This window comes from Billgrantia aerodenitrificans (assembly GCF_021404405.1).
Lineage (GTDB): Bacteria > Pseudomonadota > Gammaproteobacteria > Pseudomonadales > Halomonadaceae > Halomonas > Halomonas aerodenitrificans.
Genome location: NZ_JABFTV010000014.1, coordinates 25,321 through 43,244 on the forward strand (window position 1 = coordinate 25,321; position 17,924 = coordinate 43,244).

Annotated in this window: 16 protein-coding genes and 1 pseudogene; 9 read left to right on the forward strand and 8 right to left on the reverse strand. The window is 55.7% G+C overall.

The window, feature by feature from the left end:
• Positions 1 to 64 precede the first annotated feature (64 nt).
• Positions 65 to 1,210, reverse strand: a complete 1,146-nt coding sequence (locus HOP59_RS21285; RefSeq protein WP_234255524.1) for an alpha/beta hydrolase family protein — start codon at positions 1,208 to 1,210, stop codon at positions 65 to 67.
• Positions 1,211 to 1,536: 326 nt separating this feature from the next.
• On the reverse strand, positions 1,537 to 1,809 hold the full coding sequence (locus HOP59_RS21290) for a hypothetical protein (protein WP_010628844.1): 273 nt from the start codon (positions 1,807 to 1,809) through the stop codon (positions 1,537 to 1,539).
• A gap of 232 nt (positions 1,810 to 2,041) precedes the next feature.
• Here HOP59_RS21290 and metG point away from each other — a divergent pair, with 232 nt between their 5' ends.
• The 4 genes from metG to nth all read left to right on the forward strand — a co-directional run bounded on the left by metG (position 2,042) and on the right by nth (position 7,448).
• Positions 2,042 to 4,084 carry a methionine--tRNA ligase gene (gene metG / locus HOP59_RS21295; RefSeq protein ID WP_234255525.1) on the forward strand — a complete coding sequence of 681 codons (2,043 nt, stop codon included), beginning with the start codon at positions 2,042 to 2,044 and terminating at the stop codon, positions 4,082 to 4,084.
• Between the two features lie 188 nt (positions 4,085 to 4,272).
• Positions 4,273 to 5,859: a sensor domain-containing diguanylate cyclase gene (locus tag HOP59_RS21300; protein WP_234255526.1), complete on the forward strand. Its 1,587-nt coding sequence runs from the start codon at positions 4,273 to 4,275 to the stop codon at positions 5,857 to 5,859.
• Between the two features lie 139 nt (positions 5,860 to 5,998).
• A complete protein-coding gene (locus HOP59_RS21305) occupies positions 5,999 to 6,781 on the forward strand; it encodes an RnfABCDGE type electron transport complex subunit B (RefSeq protein ID WP_234255527.1) in 783 nt (260 codons plus the stop codon).
• A gap of 28 nt (positions 6,782 to 6,809) precedes the next feature.
• Positions 6,810 to 7,448, forward strand: coding sequence for an endonuclease III (nth, locus tag HOP59_RS21310; protein WP_010628848.1), 639 nt, complete (start codon positions 6,810 to 6,812; stop codon positions 7,446 to 7,448).
• A gap of 410 nt (positions 7,449 to 7,858) precedes the next feature.
• On the opposite strand, the gene HOP59_RS21315 is transcribed toward nth, so the two are convergent.
• From HOP59_RS21315 to HOP59_RS21340, 6 genes are all read right to left on the reverse strand, one after another.
• Entirely contained in the window at positions 7,859 to 9,145 is a 1,287-nt protein-coding gene (locus tag HOP59_RS21315; RefSeq protein WP_234255528.1) for a TRAP transporter large permease, read from the reverse strand.
• Positions 9,145 to 9,648 (reverse strand): TRAP transporter small permease, encoded by a 504-nt coding sequence (locus HOP59_RS21320; RefSeq protein WP_234255529.1) that lies wholly within the window; start codon positions 9,646 to 9,648, stop codon positions 9,145 to 9,147. Before HOP59_RS21320 ends, HOP59_RS21315 begins: the two co-directional genes overlap by 1 nt.
• A gap of 62 nt (positions 9,649 to 9,710) precedes the next feature.
• Positions 9,711 to 10,784 carry a TRAP transporter substrate-binding protein DctP gene (dctP, locus tag HOP59_RS21325; RefSeq protein ID WP_234255530.1) on the reverse strand — a complete coding sequence of 358 codons (1,074 nt, stop codon included), beginning with the start codon at positions 10,782 to 10,784 and terminating at the stop codon, positions 9,711 to 9,713.
• Positions 10,785 to 10,982: 198 nt separating this feature from the next.
• On the reverse strand, positions 10,983 to 12,287 hold the full coding sequence (locus HOP59_RS21330; protein WP_234255531.1) for a TRAP transporter large permease: 1,305 nt from the start codon (positions 12,285 to 12,287) through the stop codon (positions 10,983 to 10,985).
• A gap of 26 nt (positions 12,288 to 12,313) precedes the next feature.
• Positions 12,314 to 12,826: a TRAP transporter small permease gene (locus HOP59_RS21335; protein WP_234255532.1), complete on the reverse strand. Its 513-nt coding sequence runs from the start codon at positions 12,824 to 12,826 to the stop codon at positions 12,314 to 12,316.
• Entirely contained in the window at positions 12,826 to 13,851 is a 1,026-nt protein-coding gene (locus HOP59_RS21340; RefSeq protein ID WP_234255533.1) for a TRAP transporter substrate-binding protein, read from the reverse strand. The genes HOP59_RS21335 and HOP59_RS21340 overlap by 1 nt, the downstream gene beginning before the upstream one ends.
• A 678-nt stretch (positions 13,852 to 14,529) precedes the next feature.
• On the opposite strand from HOP59_RS21340, the gene HOP59_RS21345 reads away from it, so the two are divergent.
• From HOP59_RS21345 to HOP59_RS21365, 5 genes and pseudogenes are all read left to right on the forward strand, one after another.
• On the forward strand, positions 14,530 to 14,886 hold the full coding sequence (locus HOP59_RS21345) for a type 1 glutamine amidotransferase family protein (protein WP_234255534.1): 357 nt from the start codon (positions 14,530 to 14,532) through the stop codon (positions 14,884 to 14,886).
• Positions 14,887 to 15,002: 116 nt separating this feature from the next.
• Positions 15,003 to 15,566, forward strand: coding sequence for a GlxA family transcriptional regulator (locus tag HOP59_RS21350; protein WP_234255535.1), 564 nt, complete (start codon positions 15,003 to 15,005; stop codon positions 15,564 to 15,566).
• Between the two features lie 49 nt (positions 15,567 to 15,615).
• Positions 15,616 to 15,939, forward strand: a pseudogene (locus tag HOP59_RS21355) (endonuclease III); the annotation flags it as partial.
• 161 nt (positions 15,940 to 16,100) lie between these two features.
• Positions 16,101 to 17,162, forward strand: coding sequence for a hypothetical protein (locus tag HOP59_RS21360; RefSeq protein ID WP_010628849.1), 1,062 nt, complete (start codon positions 16,101 to 16,103; stop codon positions 17,160 to 17,162).
• Between the two features lie 4 nt (positions 17,163 to 17,166).
• Positions 17,167 to 17,916, forward strand: a complete 750-nt coding sequence (locus tag HOP59_RS21365) for a YdcF family protein (RefSeq protein ID WP_234255536.1) — start codon at positions 17,167 to 17,169, stop codon at positions 17,914 to 17,916.
• Positions 17,917 to 17,924 lie beyond the last annotated feature (8 nt).

Consider the following 17,924-nt stretch of genomic DNA (forward strand, 5'->3'; position numbering starts at 1 on the left):
CTGCGTGGGCGTCGAAGTAGAACATTGCAAAGCATGACTCATCCTTGCTGGGTGGGCGATATCCTCATTCACGTTCTTGCTTGGCAAGCCATTCGAGACCGGGGCGATACAGCATGTCGTGCTCGCCATCGAACAGCACCAGCTCCGTCGGACCGGACTGCAGATGCAGCAGCACCGCAGCCTCGGCGGCATCGAAGTGCGGGTACTCGCGCTCCTGATGCAGCGAGCGCTCGGCCAAGTCGTTCGGCACTTCCCGGCTCTCCTCGATCGCCTCGATCTGCTCCGGAGAGAGGCGCGCCTCTTCCTCGACCAGATCGTTGTAGGCGTGCAGCGCCTGATCGACAGGGACGATGTCATCGTGAATACCGTGGGCGATCACGACCCGCATCTCGCCTGCCGCATCGGGTACGTGGGCCTTGGGGCTGCGCGCGACGCACTCGTCATGAGCCTCGCTGCCCTCTTCCGGCACACCCCCGCAGGCGCCCTCGATCTGCTCGGCGTAATCCTCGGCGCTTCCCTCGTGAAACTCATACCAGCTGATCAGGTCGTAGACCGGCACCCAGGCGGCCACGCCGGCAAAGGTATCGGGCTGGCGGCTGGCCAGGTGCAGTGCATTCATGGCCCCGCCCGAGTAGCCCAGCAGATAGATGCGCGACTCGTCGACGCTGGCGTTCTCCCGGGCATATTCCAGCGCATCTTCCATGTCGGAGATGACCAGCTCGGAAGCCGTCGACTCGGGCTCCCCGTCATTGGCACCGCGGAAGTCGGGATGAATGAACGCCCAGTCGTTGGCCACCGCGAACTCGGCGAGAGGAATATCGATGTTCTGCTGGTAGTCGGTGCTCCAGCTGTGCAGCACCATCAGCAGCGGCCGCTCCTCTTCCCCTTCGGGCGCGAAGAACAATGCCGGCTGTTGGTAGTCGTCCGCCGAAGAGGGGATTTCAACGTCCTGAATGTCGGGTACGTGCTCCTGCCAGGTGGCAAGATCGGCGTCGGTCAGCTCACCGGGAAAGTCGGTTACCACGAGATACTCGCTCGGGTGTTCGAGCCCTGACTCCTCGGCTTCCGCCTCCTGGCCCATCAGCCTCTCCGAGCCGGGCTCTTGTGCCTGGACTTCCGCCAGGCCGGCCAGAGCAAGGGCCAAGGCGGTGCCCGTCATCAACGTCAGCCCGCCGACACGCCGACGAGTGAGCGGTTGCGGGACTGGCAAGGTACGCGGTTCACAAACCGACGTGCGGGATTCAACGGGGAAACGGGTGCGAAGACGTGAACGATGGCCTATGCGTTCCATGGCGGCTCTCCTGTCAGCAGGTTCCTTTTGCTTGTGCCCCTCAGTCTAGTCGTCGGAGCGAGGCCTGCCAGCCGCAGCCAAAGCGATCTTTGGGCCGTGCTTCGAACACAAGACGAAACGAACCGGCCCGCGCCATTGGCGCGGGCCGGTTACAGGGCCTGACTCAGTCACGGTGGACTGTTATTCGCAGGGCACCTCAATCGCAGGGCACCTCAATCGCAGGGCACCTCAATCGCAGGGCGCTCTCAATCACAGGGGACGACGGCACGCCGGGTGTCCTTGGCCCACAGGGTCTGACCGTCAGGCGTTCTGCCATGGGAGTTCCAGGTCTCGGTGACCTCGACGCAGTAGGTGCCGAGATCCTCGACGCGGCGTTCCGGGTCGGCGGGGCGATCGTTGCCGATGCGCATGATGTCGGGGTTCTCGCTGGTATAGCGCGGCGCCACGGCATTGGTGCCGCAGCCCACCAGCAAAGTGGCTACAAGAAACAGGGGCAGAGCGGAAAGTCGCAGTTTCATCGTATCATCCTCACGAAAGTGAAACGTCATACGTTCGTTTTTTGGATGATGCGTAACGGGCATGCGTTGAGTCCTGCCGCAGCGGCCCATCCATTGGCCCAACAGCGGTGGATACCATTCATGATACCCCAAGCGACCCGTGGCAGGCCAATCCCGGGCCTCAGCAGATGCAGCGAGATAGGAAGACAGCTACAATCGAGGGTCTGTTTTTTCTGGGAATATCCGAGCCGATATGTCGAACAACGCAAGCGCCCCGCGCAAGATCCTGGTCACCAGTGCCCTGCCCTACGCCAACGGCTCGATCCACCTCGGCCATCTGCTGGAGTACATCCAGACCGATATCTGGGTGCGTTTCCAGAAGAGTCTCGGCAACGAGTGCCACTACGTGTGCGCCGACGATGCCCATGGCACTGCGATCATGCTGCGTGCGGAGCAGGAGGGGATCAGCTCCGAGGCGCTGATCGAACGTGTCTCGACTGAGCATCAGGCCGATTTCGCCACCTTCGGCGTGGCCTTCGACAACTATCATTCGACCCATTCCGAAGAGAACCGCTACTTCAGCGAGCTGATCTACACCCGCCTGCGCGACCGCGGTCACATTGCCACCCGCGACATCGAGCAGATGTACGATCCGGTGAAGGGCCTGTTCCTGGCCGACCGCTTCATCAAGGGCACCTGTCCCAAGTGCAAGACCGCCGACCAGTACGGCGACAACTGCGAAGCGTGCGGTGCCACTTACACGCCGGCGGAGCTGATCGATCCGGTATCGGCCATCTCCGGCGCCACGCCCGAGGTGCGCAGCTCGACCCATTACTTCTTCAAGCTTCCCGACTTTGCCGACTTCCTCAAGCAGTGGACCCGCGGCGGCCACGTGCAGACGCAGATCGGCAACAAGCTGCAGGAGTGGTTCGAGTCGGGGCTCAACGAGTGGGACATCTCCCGCGACGCCCCCTACTTCGGCTTCGAGATCCCCGATGCACCGGGCAAGTACTTCTATGTCTGGCTCGATGCGCCGATAGGCTACCTGGCCAGCTTCAAGAACCTGTGCGACCGTACCGGCCTCGACTTCGACACCTACTGGAAGAAGGACTCCGAAGCCGAGGTCTATCACTTCATCGGCAAGGACATCGTCTATTTCCACGCGCTGTTCTGGCCTGCCATGCTTCACGGCGCCGACTTCCGCACGCCCACGGCGGTGAACTGCCACGGCTTCGTCACCGTCAACGGAGCCAAGATGTCGAAGTCTCGCGGTACCTTCATCAAGGCCGCGACATACGCCGAGCACCTGAACCCCGAGTACCTGCGCTACTACTTCGCCGCCAAGCTCACCTCGCGGGTCGACGACCTGGATCTCAACCTGGACGACTTCGCCGCCCGGGTGAATGCCGACCTGGTGGGCAAGGTGGTCAACATCGCCAGCCGCTGCGCCGGGTTCGTCAAGAAGCTGGGCGACGGCCGGCTCTCCTCCCACTGCGCCGAACCGGAGCTGGTGGCACGCTTCATCGCCGCCGGCGACGCCATTGCCGAAGACTTCGAGGCCCGCGAGTTCGGTCGGGCGGTGCGCAAGATCATGGAGCTGGCCGACGAGGCCAACACCTACATTGCCGACAAGGAACCGTGGGTACTGGCCAAGCAGGAAGGGCGCGAGCAGGAAGTGCTGGAGATCTGCTCGGTGGGCATCAACCTGTTCCGCCAGCTGATGGTCTATCTGGCCCCGGTGGTGCCGACCATGGCCGAGCAGGCGCGCGAGTTCCTCAGGCTGCCATCCCTCAACTGGGCGAGCCGCCATGAGGTATTGCTGGGACATGAGATCGCCAAGTTCAAGCCGTTGATGACCCGCGTCGAGCGGGACAAGATCGATGCCATGATCGAGGCATCGAAGGAGGACCTGGTGGAAGAACAGAAACTCAAGGAGGCGGCCAAGGGGCCGCTGGCCGAAGATCCCATTGCTGACGAGATCGCCTTCGACGATTTCGCCAAGGTCGATCTGCGCATCGCCCGGATCGCCAAGGCCGACTATGTCGAGGGGGCCGACAAACTGCTGCAGCTGACGCTGGACCTGGGCGGCGAAACACGCAATGTCTTTGCCGGCATTCGCTCCGCCTACTCGCCGGAAGCCCTGGAAGGCCGCCTGACGGTCATGGTCGCCAACCTGGCTCCGCGCAAGATGCGCTTCGGCATGTCGGAAGGCATGGTACTGGCAGCAGGCAACGACGACGGCATCTACCTGCTCTCGCCGGATTCCGGTGCCGAGCCCGGCCAGCGCGTCCGGTAAGGCCGCATACGGTTAAAAAGTAGTCGAAGCGGTTGAAAGCATACCGGCGAGCCGTGCTTTCAACCGCATTGCAAGGCTAATTTTTCTCAAGATTTGTCGTCCGAAGCCGATAGTGATGTAAGAAATTACCTACAGAGTACCGCTGCCATTTATGGCCATACCAGCGGCACAGAACACAGGCAGGCTTGATGACGGCTCTCAAAGGCTCACTGCGAAATCGCTTTCTTCTGTCTCTCGCCGCAGTGTTGTGCCTGGCGTTGCTTGCTCTCGTCACCATTGCGCGCTTTCAGATCATGCCGATCCTACTGGAAGACGAAGAGGCATACGCCGACGCCGAGCTCGACCGGATCGAACGTGCGCTGGGCGCCGAACTCAATCACATGCGGCGGCTGGTGGAAGACTGGGCACACTGGGACGACACTTACGATTTCATCCAGGGTGAGCGGCCGCAGTACGTCGATTCCAACCTCTACGAGTCAACTCTCGAGACCCTCGATCTCGAGATGATGATCTTCCTCGATGCCGACAGCGAACCCTACTGGATAGTGGGTTACGATGCTCAAGGTGAGTTCACCTCCTGCCCAGGCATGATGCCACCCTGCGATTGGGCCAGCACCGCCGTGGCTTTCCTCGGTCGCTACACGGAACAGTCCCAGGACGATACCACCCGTACCTCGCTGCTGGCCGCCTCGGCGCTCGCCTTAGGCGGCCTATCACCGATTCATCAGAGCCGGCAGGAGTCCCTCGCCGGCGGCTGGTTGGCCATGGTACGCCCGCTCAGCGAGCCCTGGATCGAGCAACTGCGCGACACCACCGGCGTCGAGCTGGAATTGAGTCGCGTGCCGGTTCAGGCAGGCTCCGAGCAGATTCTCGAGCGCACCTCACCCACCCAGATGACGGCAAGTCGTCTCATACCGGCCTTGCCCTCGAGCCACGCTGTGCGTATCGATGCCTCGCTGCCGCGCCAACGCTATCAGGCCAGCCTGGAGACCTTCCGCTTTGCCCTTTATTGGACCAGTGGCGTGCTGATCGCTACGCTGCTCATCGTACTGTGGTTGCTCGAGCGCATGGTGCTCACCCCGCTACGCCAACTGGCTACCTTCACTCAGCGCCTTCACCAGGAAACGGTGCCCCCCGCCATGCCTGCGACTCTGCTGTGCCGGCAGGACGAGATCGGCATGCTTTCACGTGAATTTCGCCATTTACTAGAGCATCAGCGCCAGCAATCCGACCAGTTGCGTGACCTGACCCTGCACGACCCTCTGACCGGGGTCGCCAACCGGAGGCTGTTCGACCAGCGTCTGACCGAAGTACTCAACGACAGCCGCGCCTCTGAGCACCATGCCGCTATGATGATCGACATCGATCATTTCAAGCTTTACAACGATCATTACGGCCATCAGGCGGGGGATGTCTGCCTGGTCACGTTGGCCCAACACATGGAAGCACAGCTAAAACCGCAGGGGTTTCTGGTCGCTCGCACCGGCGGTGAAGAGTTCAGCGTGCTGCTGCCGCACACCTCGCAGGAAGATGCACTACAGCTTGCCCGTGAGCTACTCGAAGCGATCGAGGCGCTGGGACTCGACCACGAAACCTCGCCCACCAGTCGCCACGTGACCGTCAGCATCGGTATTGCCGTTCAGCATACAAACACGATGGAACCGGGCGATATCATGCGCGCCGCCGACCAGGCCCTATATCAGGCCAAAGCCAACGGACGCAACCGGGTTGCAGCCTTCGAGTGCACCGACCTGACCACTGCCATCGAACCTTGACGCGACGCCTCCAGGCCAGAGGTTGCCGATGACAAGGCCGCCCTCACCCCACGTTGCAACGCGGAGCGCCGTGCCCGGCGGCAATCCGAGGCGTGTATAATACGTCTCCTGGATTCACCGGTGCCCAACAGGAGTGCACGTGACCCGCGACGCAACGCTGATCGAGGCCATCGATGCCCTACTGCCCCAGACCCAGTGCGGCAAGTGCGGGCATCCGGGCTGCCTTCCCTACGCCGAGGCCATTGCCCAGGGCGAGGCGATCAACCGCTGCCCGCCCGGAGGCGAGGCTACCGTCGTTCGGCTGGCCGAGCTGACCGGTCGTGCTCCGCCCCCCCTCGATCAGCCGGCCCAGCTACCGCAGGCCGCCGTGATTCGCGAAGCGGAGTGCATCGGCTGTACCAAGTGCATTCAGGCGTGTCCGGTGGACGCCATTCTTGGCGCCAGCAAGCGCATGCACAGCGTGATCGCGACGGAGTGTACCGGCTGCGAACTATGCGTTGCGCCCTGCCCGGTCGACTGCATCGATCTGGTACCGCATCCCGAGTGGCAGGCGGCCAGCGACGAAGCCGAGCGCGAGGCCTACCTGGCACATCGCGCAGCGCTGGGTCGCAGGCGTCATGACGCCCGCCGGCAACGGCTGGCACGGTTGGAGCGGGAGAAGCGCTTGGAGCGGCAGCGGCGCATGATCCGCCGTGAATCGCAAAGCTCACGTGGCACTGCGAGCACGACGCCTCAGCATCGCCAGCGGCAAATGGCGGTCAAGGCGGCCGAGCAGGCGGTGCGCAGGGCTCGCATGCAGTTCGAGAGCGCCCAGCGGCGCGATGACCGGGTGGCCTGCCGTCTGGCCGAGTCACAGCTCGAACGAGCCAACGCGCTGCTCGAGGAGGCGCGTGCCGCCCTGGCATCGCAATCGCCACAATGAACCCTGCCGTCACGAACCGGTTATCCCAATGAACGCCCAGAAACGTTACGAGATCTTCTCCCGCCTGCGCGAGCACAACCCCAACCCCACCACGGAGCTGGACTGGAGCACTCCCTTCGAGCTGCTCACGGCCGTACTGCTCTCCGCCCAGGCCACCGACGTGGGGGTCAACAAGGCCACCGCACGGCTGTTTCCGGTGGCCAACACGCCCCAGGCGATTCTCGATCTCGGCCTCGATGCGCTCAAGGAGCACATCAAGACCATCGGCCTGTACAACACCAAGGCCGAAAACCTGATGAAGACCTGCCGGATCCTGGTCGAGCGGCACGGCGGTGAGGTACCCGACACCCGCGCCGACCTCGAGGCGCTCCCCGGCGTGGGGCGCAAGACGGCCAACGTAATCCTCAATACCGCCTTCGGACAACCCACCATGGCGGTGGATACGCACATTTTCCGGGTGTCCAACCGCACCCGTATCGCCCCGGGCAAGAACGTGGTCGAGGTCGAACAGAAGCTGCTGCGCCATGTGCCCAAGGAGTTTCTGCACGACGCCCACCACTGGCTGATCCTGCACGGGCGCTACACCTGCGTGGCCCGCCGCCCACGCTGCGGCAGCTGCGTAATCGAGGATCTGTGCGAGTACAAGGAGAAGGTGGATATCGGCTGAGCGTGGGGCTGCTTCACTTTCTGCATCTGTCCCACACTACACTGTTCGTCAGTCCCTATAGCCGGACCTTTCCGATCCGCTATCATGCAGGCGTGGCGCATCCACGAAAAATGGTGTGCTGCTGGCGACCACGCAGCATTGAGGCAAATGGATGGCGGCCATGTCCAGAGCAAGCTGAATCGAGCTTCCTAGCTGCTTTCGAGAGCTGAATCGCTCACAGGCTGGCCAAGCGCATGATCTAGAGACCGATTATGGTGCACAGACCGAGCTAGCAGCTGATCCTATTCAACTACCTCGCAATCACGATTAGTAACAATTGACCAATAGAGATCCGCGCCTTGCAACATATTACATAGGCGCGGCCAGTTGTTATCAATGTGTTTCTATAGCTCTGATCGTTGGTTAGACACTTACATCAGTTGCGTTATCCATAGAATCATGCCTGGGAAAGCTGTGAAAACCGCCACAGATCCCAGCAGAATCAGCCAGTAAGGTAGAGAAGCCTTGGCAGCAGATGTCAGATCGACATCATTATTCGATATTGAAGAGATGACAAAAAGATTGAGCCCAACTGGAGGAGTGATCATCCCTATCTCGATCAGAAGGGTTACGATAATACCAAACCAGATAGGATCAAAACCCAAGCTTATCACCATAGGGAAGGTAATAGGCAACGTCATCAGCAACAGGGATATCCCATCAAAGAAGCAACCCAGGACGATATAAACCACTATTATCAGCAGCAAGATACCATAAGGCCCGAGACCAAATCCGCTAATTGCCTCCACGGCGGCTCTCGGTATACCCAACAGACTGACTGCTTGAGATAGAATCACTGTGCCGATCAGAATCATACCTATAGTGGCAAACATTATAGAGGCATGTTTGAACGCTTGCCATAGTCGGGGAAAATTCAAGTCCCCCCATGTCATTCCCAGAGCAACGCTGGCAACACCCCCCAAGGCTGCAGCCTCAGTGGGAGTAGCAATACCCAGATAGATGGTACCCAAGACGAAGAAAATAAGAATTGGTAGCGGCCAAATTTCCAGCAACCCTCGCCGTACTTCACTCCAGTCCATTCTATCTTTCGCTATCGGCGTCACAGAATCGCCAAATTTTGAACGAACAATTATCCACAATGAAAACGCAAAGGCAATCATGATACCTGGAAGTATTCCTGCAAGGAACAATTTTCCAATTGAAACATTTTGCGTAGCACCATAGATGATCAATGCGAGACTCGGGGGAATTAAAAGCCCCAATGTTCCCCCGCCAGCTAAAGTCCCCACAACCATGCTAGGTTTATATCCACGTCGTTTTAGCTCGGGATAACCTACCGAACCTATTGCAGCGGCCGTAGAAGTGCTGGAACCACTTACAGCGCCAAACAAGGTACAGACTGCAATATTAGTGTGAAGCAACTGTCCTGGAACCCGTGAAAACAGAGGCGTAAGTCCATTATAGACGCGCTTAGAGATACCACTTGCCAACAAGATTTCGCCTAGGAAAATAAACAATGGCACAGCGCTAAGCGTGAAATCAGTCAGCATATTCCAAGAGGCTGTTATAGCAAGTGGAGTCGCGCCGTGCGCTTGGAAATGTAAAAGCAGCATTCCAGTCAAGCCTAATGCCGCGCCTAGTATTGCCCCACTTGACAGTAGAAGAATTAGGCTCCCGCTAAGCAATAGCCAACTCATCAGATCACATCCTCTTCAATTGACCTATTCGGAGCAGGCTGATGTACACCATGCCTGAATTGTACCAAAATGCACATCAACATCGAAAAGGGCATGACTGCCATCCACGGCCACAATAAAATACCACTAATATCAGCTCGCGAGCTTATAGACTTGGCGAATTCAACGAAGTCGAGGGCCTCATAAGCAAATGCTATACAGAAGACAATGAGAGTCATAGCACCAACGGCATCCATTATCCTTGCCACTGGTGCTGACACCACTTTCATCAATATTTCAATGCGAATGTGCCGTCCCTTATCTAGCACGTGTGGAAGACATAGAAAAGTGAGTGTCAGAAACAGCAAACCTGCCAACTCATCGGAAAATCGCAAAGGCCGCCCACCCAAATAACGCATCAAAGTGCTGATGAATATGAGCATTGTCATCACCACGCCGCTGGACACACCTACTAGAAAGGCGCCGTATGCCGCTCTCTCAACAAGAATACTTATTTTGCGCATATTTCCATCACCAATGCACAAACAAAAAGGGGCCACCAACAGATGACAGCCCCAGTCTGTTATTAATCGGAATGTTCAGAAATTTCAAGCTTTGAAATATCTAAAATATCATCAAGCGCATGAGTTACGGTGTTATAATAACGCTCTCCATCTTCGCCTGCCTGTTTAGCCATAGATTCCCAAGCGTTCCATGCCGCAGCAACAAAAATGGCTACATCTTCCTCAGAAAATGCCGGAAGGATAGTGATTCCCAATGCTTCGCGCTCTTCGCGGGCTTGCGCTTCACGCTCGGGACTCACCGCAAGCTCTAGAGTCGTTTCCCAAACCTCTTGGCCCGCCTCCTCAAGAGCATGCCGCTGAGCATCATTGAGCCGACCAAGCGCCCTTTCACTAATACCAAAGATCCAGGGAGCAGCTGCCCAGGGATGCAGGTAAGACTCATATTTAGTAACCTCATGGAGAGAAACTGTCTTGGCTACTGTAGAAAGGTAATATGCACAGTCTACTACACCCGTTTGGAGGGCCATGTACATATCATTCTGCGGGATGACTTGTGCAGACACACCCAGTTGATCAAACGTATCCACAAGATGCCGAGACCAGACGCGCACTTTTTTTCCTTGCAAATCCTCCAACGAATTGACAGGATCTTTGCAATGTAGACCAACATCAAATATGGGGGCAATCACTCCACCAACAGTATGAATACCCCACTTACTAAATCCGTCATCATAAAGTTCTTTTATAACTGGCAAAATTTCTAGATGCTGCTCTGCTTCAGTTATAGCCCCTTGCGCATAGACTGACGCAAGTGCAGGTGCATCACGAGTATAGTATTCACCATACAACAGCGCCATATCCACCATACCACGCTGTAATGTCCGCAAGATGTCTGCTTCTCTCAAGCCTAATGCACCAGCATGGCTGACCCGAATTTTCAACTCGCCACCGGACTTTTCTTCTACTAACTGAGCAAAGCGGTCAAGATGCTCGGCTTCGGGGCGCGACTGGGCGAGACCGCTATGAAAGTTCAAAGTAATAGAACTTGCTTGCGCTATGCCCATTGTTGCACCAAGGCCAAACATAACCGCAATTGTAGCCAGCTTCAATCCATCTTTTCTTGTATTAGTTTTCATGTTTCTTCCCTCTTTCGCTATAGTAATAAGAGCTGCATTATCATAGTGATCTGCAAAACATGCCCGCGCGGCATGTTTTGCGACATCTTCGACTCCAATTGCGACAAAGACAACTACTTGACAGTGAATTATCCGTAGTCCCCTACCCATCAGGCCTATCACAACCATGCTAAGAGAAAGCAATAAAACACACACCAGCTACCTCGACAAAGAATTTGGCAGCCAAAGCACAATTTCCGGCCAGATACTAATAAGGATGGCGGCTACGCACATTAGCAGGAAAAATGGAAGAGCCGACCAAGCAACCCGACTTATGCTTTCACCTGTCAGGCTCTGTAATACAAAGAGGTTAAAGCCAACTGGAGGTGTTATCATGCCTAATTCAATCATAATGATTAGGAAAATGCCAAACCAAATGGGATCAAAACCTGCAAGAAGCACAATAGGTAAGGTGATCGGCAAGCTCATAACCGTGATAGAGATTCCATCAAGAAACAGACCTAAGAGAATGTAAAAAAGCGCCAGAACGGCCAGCAACATCATCGGACTAAGATCCAGACTTGCGATCCACTCAGCTAGCTCACGCGGCAGGTGGAGATATCCCATGGCAGTTGAAAGCAGCATCGCTGTCACAAGAAGACTACAGACCATGATGGTAGTGATTAGTGTCCCACGAAAAGCGTGAACCAGCAGATTGATGGAAAGCTGCCGCTCGACGACCAGCAGAACTAGCGTAGCAGCTACACCAACCGCTGCAGCTTCGGAAGGTGTCGCAATACCGGTATAAATAGAACCGATGACAATGGAGATTAATAGCAGAATTGGTGCCAGCAGCAGGATGGACTGGAGCATCGTCTGGCTGGGAATTTTCTGTTGAGGGGCTAGTCCAGGGTTCAAAGCTGAACGTACCATGATGTAGCCAGCGTACAGAGACGCAATCAGCAAACCCGGTACTACTCCGGCCATGAATAGTTGGCTAATTGAAACTTCAGCCTGAACGCCATAGACAATCATGACAATAGAAGGGGGAATCAACAAACCTAAGCTACCAGCACCTGCCAAAGAGCCAATAGAGAGATCACGGTTATAGCCGCGCGCCTTAAGCTCTTGGGTGGTGATTTTACCTATAGTTGCGGTTGTTGCTGCGCTGGAACCACTAACGGCTGCAAATAAGGTACAGCCCAGCACGTTGGTATGTAGTATTCCACCCGGGAAGCGACTGGTGAGCGGAACCAAACCCTTAAAAAGACGCTCTGACAGATTAGATCGAAAAATCAGCTCCCCCATCAGGATAAACAAAGGAATCGCGGAAAGCTCCCAGCTATTACTGGCACGATAGAGAATACGGGAAAAAATCAGGCCAATGCGCTCCGGATTGAAATCACCCAACAACCACAAGGAGCTGATGGCGACGGCCAGCATGGAGGCGAATATCCAAGTACCCATCGACAAGAAAAACAGTAGTAGTACAGCCACGCCGACTGCAATCCAGAGTATATCCATGAAGCTTTCCCTACTATGTTTATAGTTTATTGTTTCTTGACGAGATACTCTTGGCGATATGCCAAAACCTTCAGTGCACGCAGGACTAGCGTCAAGGCAATTAGCCACATACCCAATAAAACTGCCCCTTCGGGTATCCAAATAGGCGTTTCAGCCAAGGTATCACTTATAATTCCTCGGGTATAACTTCTCTGGACATTCCGAAACCAGAAAAGAGACATCCAGATAAAGCATGCAGCAGTGATAGCACTACTAAAGAACTCTAATGGCCAATGATGTTTTTCGGGGATGCGTTCGAGAAGCAGGGAGACCCGAATTAGCCCCCCTTTCTCCAAGACGTAAGGTAAGCCCATGAATGTCATAACTGCTACCGCATAACCAATATACTCATCCATTATGAAGGTCGACCCACCAAACATTCTCAGAAAGATCTCCAGAAGAATGTGGCCCAACATATAAAGGATCAACAAAATGGCAACGATTGCTCCAATACGATTCATGAGTCTGGATATACGCTCAGCTATGAGTAGCAAGGTCATTACTCACCTCGAAACTGGCTGAGAATAGTCATACCTCTTTCCCCGGTAGACTCTAGCCAGTTCTCGACGACACTCGCAGCCGCTTCGGACAAGGCTTCAATAAGTTCATCAGAGACCGGATCGTTGAGGGTAACCTGGTATTCACTGAGGACTTGATAATTCTCTTCAGTTCGCGTTTCGACTGCCGCCCAGTTATGGGTGTCGGTTAGTCTTGCCGCTTCCATGATGGCTGCTTGCTCATCGTCACTCAGCCTCTCGAACGAGTCTTTATTCATATGCACCATATTTAGAGGAATGGCATACTGAATAGCTGAAAAATAATTCTGATGCTCCCAAAAACTGGCATTTGCACCAGCCTCAGCCGAGGTCAGCACGGCAGAAATCCCCCCGGTCGCGAGCTGGGGCACCACGTCTCCCCAAGACAAACTGACTGGTGAGGCTCCCACGTTTCGGAAAGTTTCCGTACCATTTCTATCAAAAGTGCGAATTCTAAGATTACGAAGATCTGTTTGACTATCAATAGCAGTTTTCGACCAGACACCACTTGGTGGCCAAGGAGAAGCATACAGCAAAATCTGATCGCTTTCCTCGAATATCGCTTCATAATAAGGCTTGGCAATTTCGTATAGACGACGCGCCTCGTCAACTCCGTTTACTACAAATGGCAAGGATGACAACAGAAAAATCGGGTCAATGCCACTCATGGTACCTGAGAGAGTATCAGCGATTTCTACTGCTCCATCGGCTACAGCGTAGAAATGATCGCCTGAGTTAAATCCCAGCGCCCCCCCTGTATGCAAGGTAATATTTATGCTCCCACCACTCAGCTCTTTGACTCTTTCGATAAAATAAGCATCACCCTGAGCGTGAATGGAGTTGGCATTGTACTCATTGGAAAAATCCATTCTCACAGTTTGAGAAAATGCCTGCGAAGATATCAAGCCAGCGCCAAGGAAAGCTGAACAAATCAAAGCTCTTTTATTTATTTTCATATTCTTACTCACTTTTAATAAAAAGACAGACATCACCATAATGTTCTTTACCCGACATCAAAACGTCACATTTTGCGACATTTTTGACATAATTTGCGCCATTGGTCGCCGCCATGGCTTCGTATAGCCGACTTTCCTAAATTAACTCATGCCATAGCCACATAAGTGAACTCAGGCTCCGGTTCTGCAACCGCGTATTGTTCACAAACTTATACCGACTGGTCAGCACCCTGGTACGCTCACGGCAGGAAAGCACATGGATCACCAGCTTAGAAGCTAATTCCCCAAGGAGCTGGTACTCGACGAGATGGACTATGCTGCCTATCTGTGGCCACGAGGAGGGCGCTTGAATACCAACGCTACGAACAGGCCAGACCACCCTGCGTGCAAGTCGTTAATGGCTTGGTGCGTGATCTCCGGCGACTAGATCATTGCCGTGGTGTTTCCTGGAATCGGCTGCCGCATCTTGAACTCACTGGTCATAGGGAGAGAGCTGTCGGACCACTTTACGCGAGAATAAAAACATGTTATAGATCATGCAAGGAGAGCATTAATTGCCACGGACAAAGGAAAGCTTAATTATTTTCATCCACTTATTCTTTTTCATGCTTTTCCGTTGTTCCACAACCTCCAAAATCAAATTAAAAACTTACACCCGATCAGCCAGATGAAAACTAAGCTTATAAACCATCTTAGATCAAGGGATAATCTATGAACTCTAATTTTGAAAGCCCCTTAAAATGCAAAAACGCAGCATACATCAAGAGCATCGTCAACCACGAAGAAAGAAAATCAAAGCGCATTGCTTTTGTCTTGTTTGAAAACTTTTCAATGATGGCTTTCACAGGAGCCGTAGACGCCCTTGTAACAGCCAATCTAATGAAACCACCAACAGCTTTTGAAGTAATAGTAGTCGGCAACACCCAGACTGTTATTAGCGATCTAGGGATAGAAATATCAGTAGATATACAGCTCTCAACACTGGATGAAAAGAGTTTAGACACCATGCTATTATGTGGTGGTTATAGAGTCAAACTACAGGCTTATCCGTTATTGAGAAAAAAATAAAATCTGCAAGCTCTGCTGGTGTAACACTTGGTGGCCTATGGAATGGTACCTACTTCCTAGCTGAGGCAGGTCTCCTTAATGGATATGAGTGCGCCTACCATCCGGATGGACGAGCCATGATGACCGAGGAATTTCCAAACGTTACAATTTCTAACCGCAACTATATCAAAGACCGTAATCGCATTAGCTGCGCAGGGGCAAGCAGCTCCTTGGATATGATGTTAATGATGATAAAGGATGAGCTAGGCGATGAGCTTGTTAGCTCCATAGAAGAAGTCTTGAGCTGCGACAAGAAACGAGAAACACTCGACATTTCAACTGAAAATATAGACTATGACCCCACACTGCCCCAAGCTTTAAAAACGTCATTAGAACTAATGGGAAGAAACATTGAGGAACCTCTCAGCATTGAAGAAATAGCTTCTTATTCAAATATTTCCAGACGCCAGCTTGAACGGATTTTTACAACCCACATCAAGACCAGCCCTTCACGTTATTATCTCGAACTACGCCTAACACATGCACGACAGCTACTACAACTGACCAACAAGTCGATCACGGATATCGCTATTGCAACGGGCTTCAACAACATCGCTCATTTTCGTCGCTGTTTTCATCAACTATTTAACATATCCGCCAGCCATTTTAGAAAAAATTATCGCGGCGACTTTATTAACTAATAACTGACAACCCAAGAAACATTGATGCGTTGCCAAACACACTGCGGCCCCCAGCACCCGCGCCGACCTCGAGGCGCTCCCCGGCGTGGGGCGCAAGACGGCCAACGTAATCCTCAATACCGCCTTCGGACAACCCACCATGGCGGTGGATACGCACATTTTCCGGGTGTCCAACCGCACCCGTATCGCCCCGGGCAAGAACGTGGTCGATGTCGAACAGAAGCTGCTGCGCCATGTGCCCAAGGAGTTTCTGCACGACGCCCACCACTGGCTGATCCTGCACGGGCGCTACACCTGCGTGGCCCGCCGCCCACGCTGCGGCAGCTGCGTGATCGAGGATCTGTGCGAGTATAAAGAGAAGGTGGATATTTGAGTGTCGTCACATTCGGGAAACACTGCAAAAATTCCTACGCGTGCGAACCGCTGCGTTGCGCGGTAGCCCTCCGCCTTAGACGAATGAGGGTTTTGCATAATTTGGCACAGTCAGGGACGATGAAGCGGAAACGACAATAAAACAATAAGCCGGGCCGACCCATGCCACTACACGACCGCCCCATCGGTGAGCGCATCGAGGCACTGCTTGCCCTTTCTCGCGAGCATGCCGATACCTTTTGCAGCCCCTCGGCATGGCTGGCCCGCGAGCGCTATCTGGCCAAGCACCCCACACGGATTCTGGCCATGAAGTGCATGGATGGACGGATACATCTGCCCCATGCCACCCGCACTCCGTTGGGCATCATCACCCCCTTCCGCAACCTGGGGGGGATCTTCCACCTGGGCTGGCCCTATCTCGGCGAGATGCTCACCGATGCCGTGCACGCGGCCATTCATGGCGGCAACGGTGTGCTGCTGATCATCAGCTATCACTTCTCTCGTGGCGATCTTGCTCGCGGCTGTGCCGGCTTCGCCTGTGACGCCGAGGCCGCCCTGGCTCACGCCAACGAGATACGCCGTCAGGCCGAGCAGGTCTTCGGTCGCGATCATCGCAACGTCTACCCGCTGGTGTGCGGCTTCGAGACCGATACCGACTCTCTCATCGTCCACGGCAGCGATGGCGCCACCCTCGACATCGGCGAGTTGTCGCTTGCCGAAGGCGCCGAACTCGACCAGCGCGTGGCCCAGGTGTGCCCAGACATGCCCGGCGACATCCGCCGCGACCTGCTGCCGCTGCTGCAGGGCAACCTGCAGCACGTCGACTCCCTGCGCGGTACCGCCCGCGAGCTGGATATCGAACATCGCGAGTGGGTCATCTGCATCGGGCGTGGGTTCGACTTCCTGCACCTGCCCAATACCGCTCTGATCGTCGGCCCCTACAGCCCCGACCTTTCCGAACCCATCGCGACGGCTGCCGCCATCATCGATGCCAACATGAAGGCCGGACGCATCCCCGACGATGGCTTCCTGCTGCTGGCTTCGACGCCCTACGAGGCGATCGGCGTGGATCGCGCCCGCGCCGAGCTAAAGTCGCGCTTCCTGTCGGAGTTCGCCGCTCGGGTCATTTCCCGGGAACATCCGCGGCTGGCCGCCAGCATGCTGTCGCGAACCGCGGTGGTGCATTGGCCTAGCCGCCGACTGGAACTCCTGACACAGGCGTGATCGCATGAGCGAGCTCAAGATTCTACTGCTGCCCCCGACGCTCAACGCGCTGCTCATCCTGCTGGGCCTCGCGCTCGGCATCCGGCGCTTATCTGGCGCTCTGCTGGTCACGCTGGGGCTGGCCAGCCTGCTGCTGCTGGCCACGCCCATGGCCAGTCACGCTCTGCGTCAGGGGCTCGAGCCCTACTCGCCGCCTTCGCCAAGCCAGTTGGAGACTGCCGAGGCCATCGTCATTCTGGGCGGTGGGCGCGACTATGAGGCCCCCGAATTCGGCTGGGGCGATGCACCGGCCAACCCCACCTGGCGCCGCCTGGCTTACGGCGCCCATCTGCACCGCCAGAGCGAACTGCCAATTCTGGTCAGTGGCGGTCGCGTGCATGGCGAACACAGTGCCGAAGCGAGCCTGATGGCAGCCGCCCTGCGCGACGTGTTCGATGTGCCTGTGCGCTGGCTGGAGGGCGCCAGCCGCAACACCGCCGAGAATGCGCGCTTGAGCGCCGAGATGCTGCGCGCCGATGGCATCGCCCGGGTGGCGCTGGTCTCACAGGCCTGGCACTTGCCGCGTGCCGTGGCGGAGTTCGAGGCCCAGGACCTGAGCGTAGTACCGGCGCCCACCGAGTTCACCAGCCCCCCGCCCGAGGGGCTTGTCGCCTGGCTGCCCCGAGCCTACCACCTCAATCAGAGTACCCGGGCGCTGCACGAGTGGCTGGGGCGCGGCGAACAGGCAGTGCGCAGGCAGCTGCTGCGGCGCTGAGGGCCCTA

Coding starts and splice junctions, on each gene's coding strand:
- HOP59_RS21330 (WP_234255531.1), bottom strand. CDS start 12,287: ATGGATATACTCTGGATTGCAGTCGGCGTGGCTGTACTACTACTGTTT.
- HOP59_RS21300 (WP_234255526.1), top strand. CDS start 4,273: ATGACGGCTCTCAAAGGCTCACTGCGAAATCGCTTTCTTCTGTCTCTC.
- dctP (WP_234255530.1), bottom strand. CDS start 10,784: ATGAAAACTAATACAAGAAAAGATGGATTGAAGCTGGCTACAATTGCG.
- HOP59_RS21340 (WP_234255533.1), bottom strand. CDS start 13,851: ATGTCTGTCTTTTTATTAAAAGTGAGTAAGAATATGAAAATAAATAAA.
- HOP59_RS21350 (WP_234255535.1), top strand. CDS start 15,003: ATGATGACCGAGGAATTTCCAAACGTTACAATTTCTAACCGCAACTAT.
- metG (WP_234255525.1), top strand. CDS start 2,042: ATGTCGAACAACGCAAGCGCCCCGCGCAAGATCCTGGTCACCAGTGCC.
- HOP59_RS21335 (WP_234255532.1), bottom strand. CDS start 12,826: ATGACCTTGCTACTCATAGCTGAGCGTATATCCAGACTCATGAATCGT.
- HOP59_RS21290 (WP_010628844.1), bottom strand. CDS start 1,809: ATGAAACTGCGACTTTCCGCTCTGCCCCTGTTTCTTGTAGCCACTTTG.
- HOP59_RS21365 (WP_234255536.1), top strand. CDS start 17,167: ATGAGCGAGCTCAAGATTCTACTGCTGCCCCCGACGCTCAACGCGCTG.
- HOP59_RS21360 (WP_010628849.1), top strand. CDS start 16,101: ATGCCACTACACGACCGCCCCATCGGTGAGCGCATCGAGGCACTGCTT.
- nth (WP_010628848.1), top strand. CDS start 6,810: ATGAACGCCCAGAAACGTTACGAGATCTTCTCCCGCCTGCGCGAGCAC.
- HOP59_RS21315 (WP_234255528.1), bottom strand. CDS start 9,145: ATGAGTTGGCTATTGCTTAGCGGGAGCCTAATTCTTCTACTGTCAAGT.
- HOP59_RS21320 (WP_234255529.1), bottom strand. CDS start 9,648: ATGCGCAAAATAAGTATTCTTGTTGAGAGAGCGGCATACGGCGCCTTT.
- HOP59_RS21345 (WP_234255534.1), top strand. CDS start 14,530: ATGAACTCTAATTTTGAAAGCCCCTTAAAATGCAAAAACGCAGCATAC.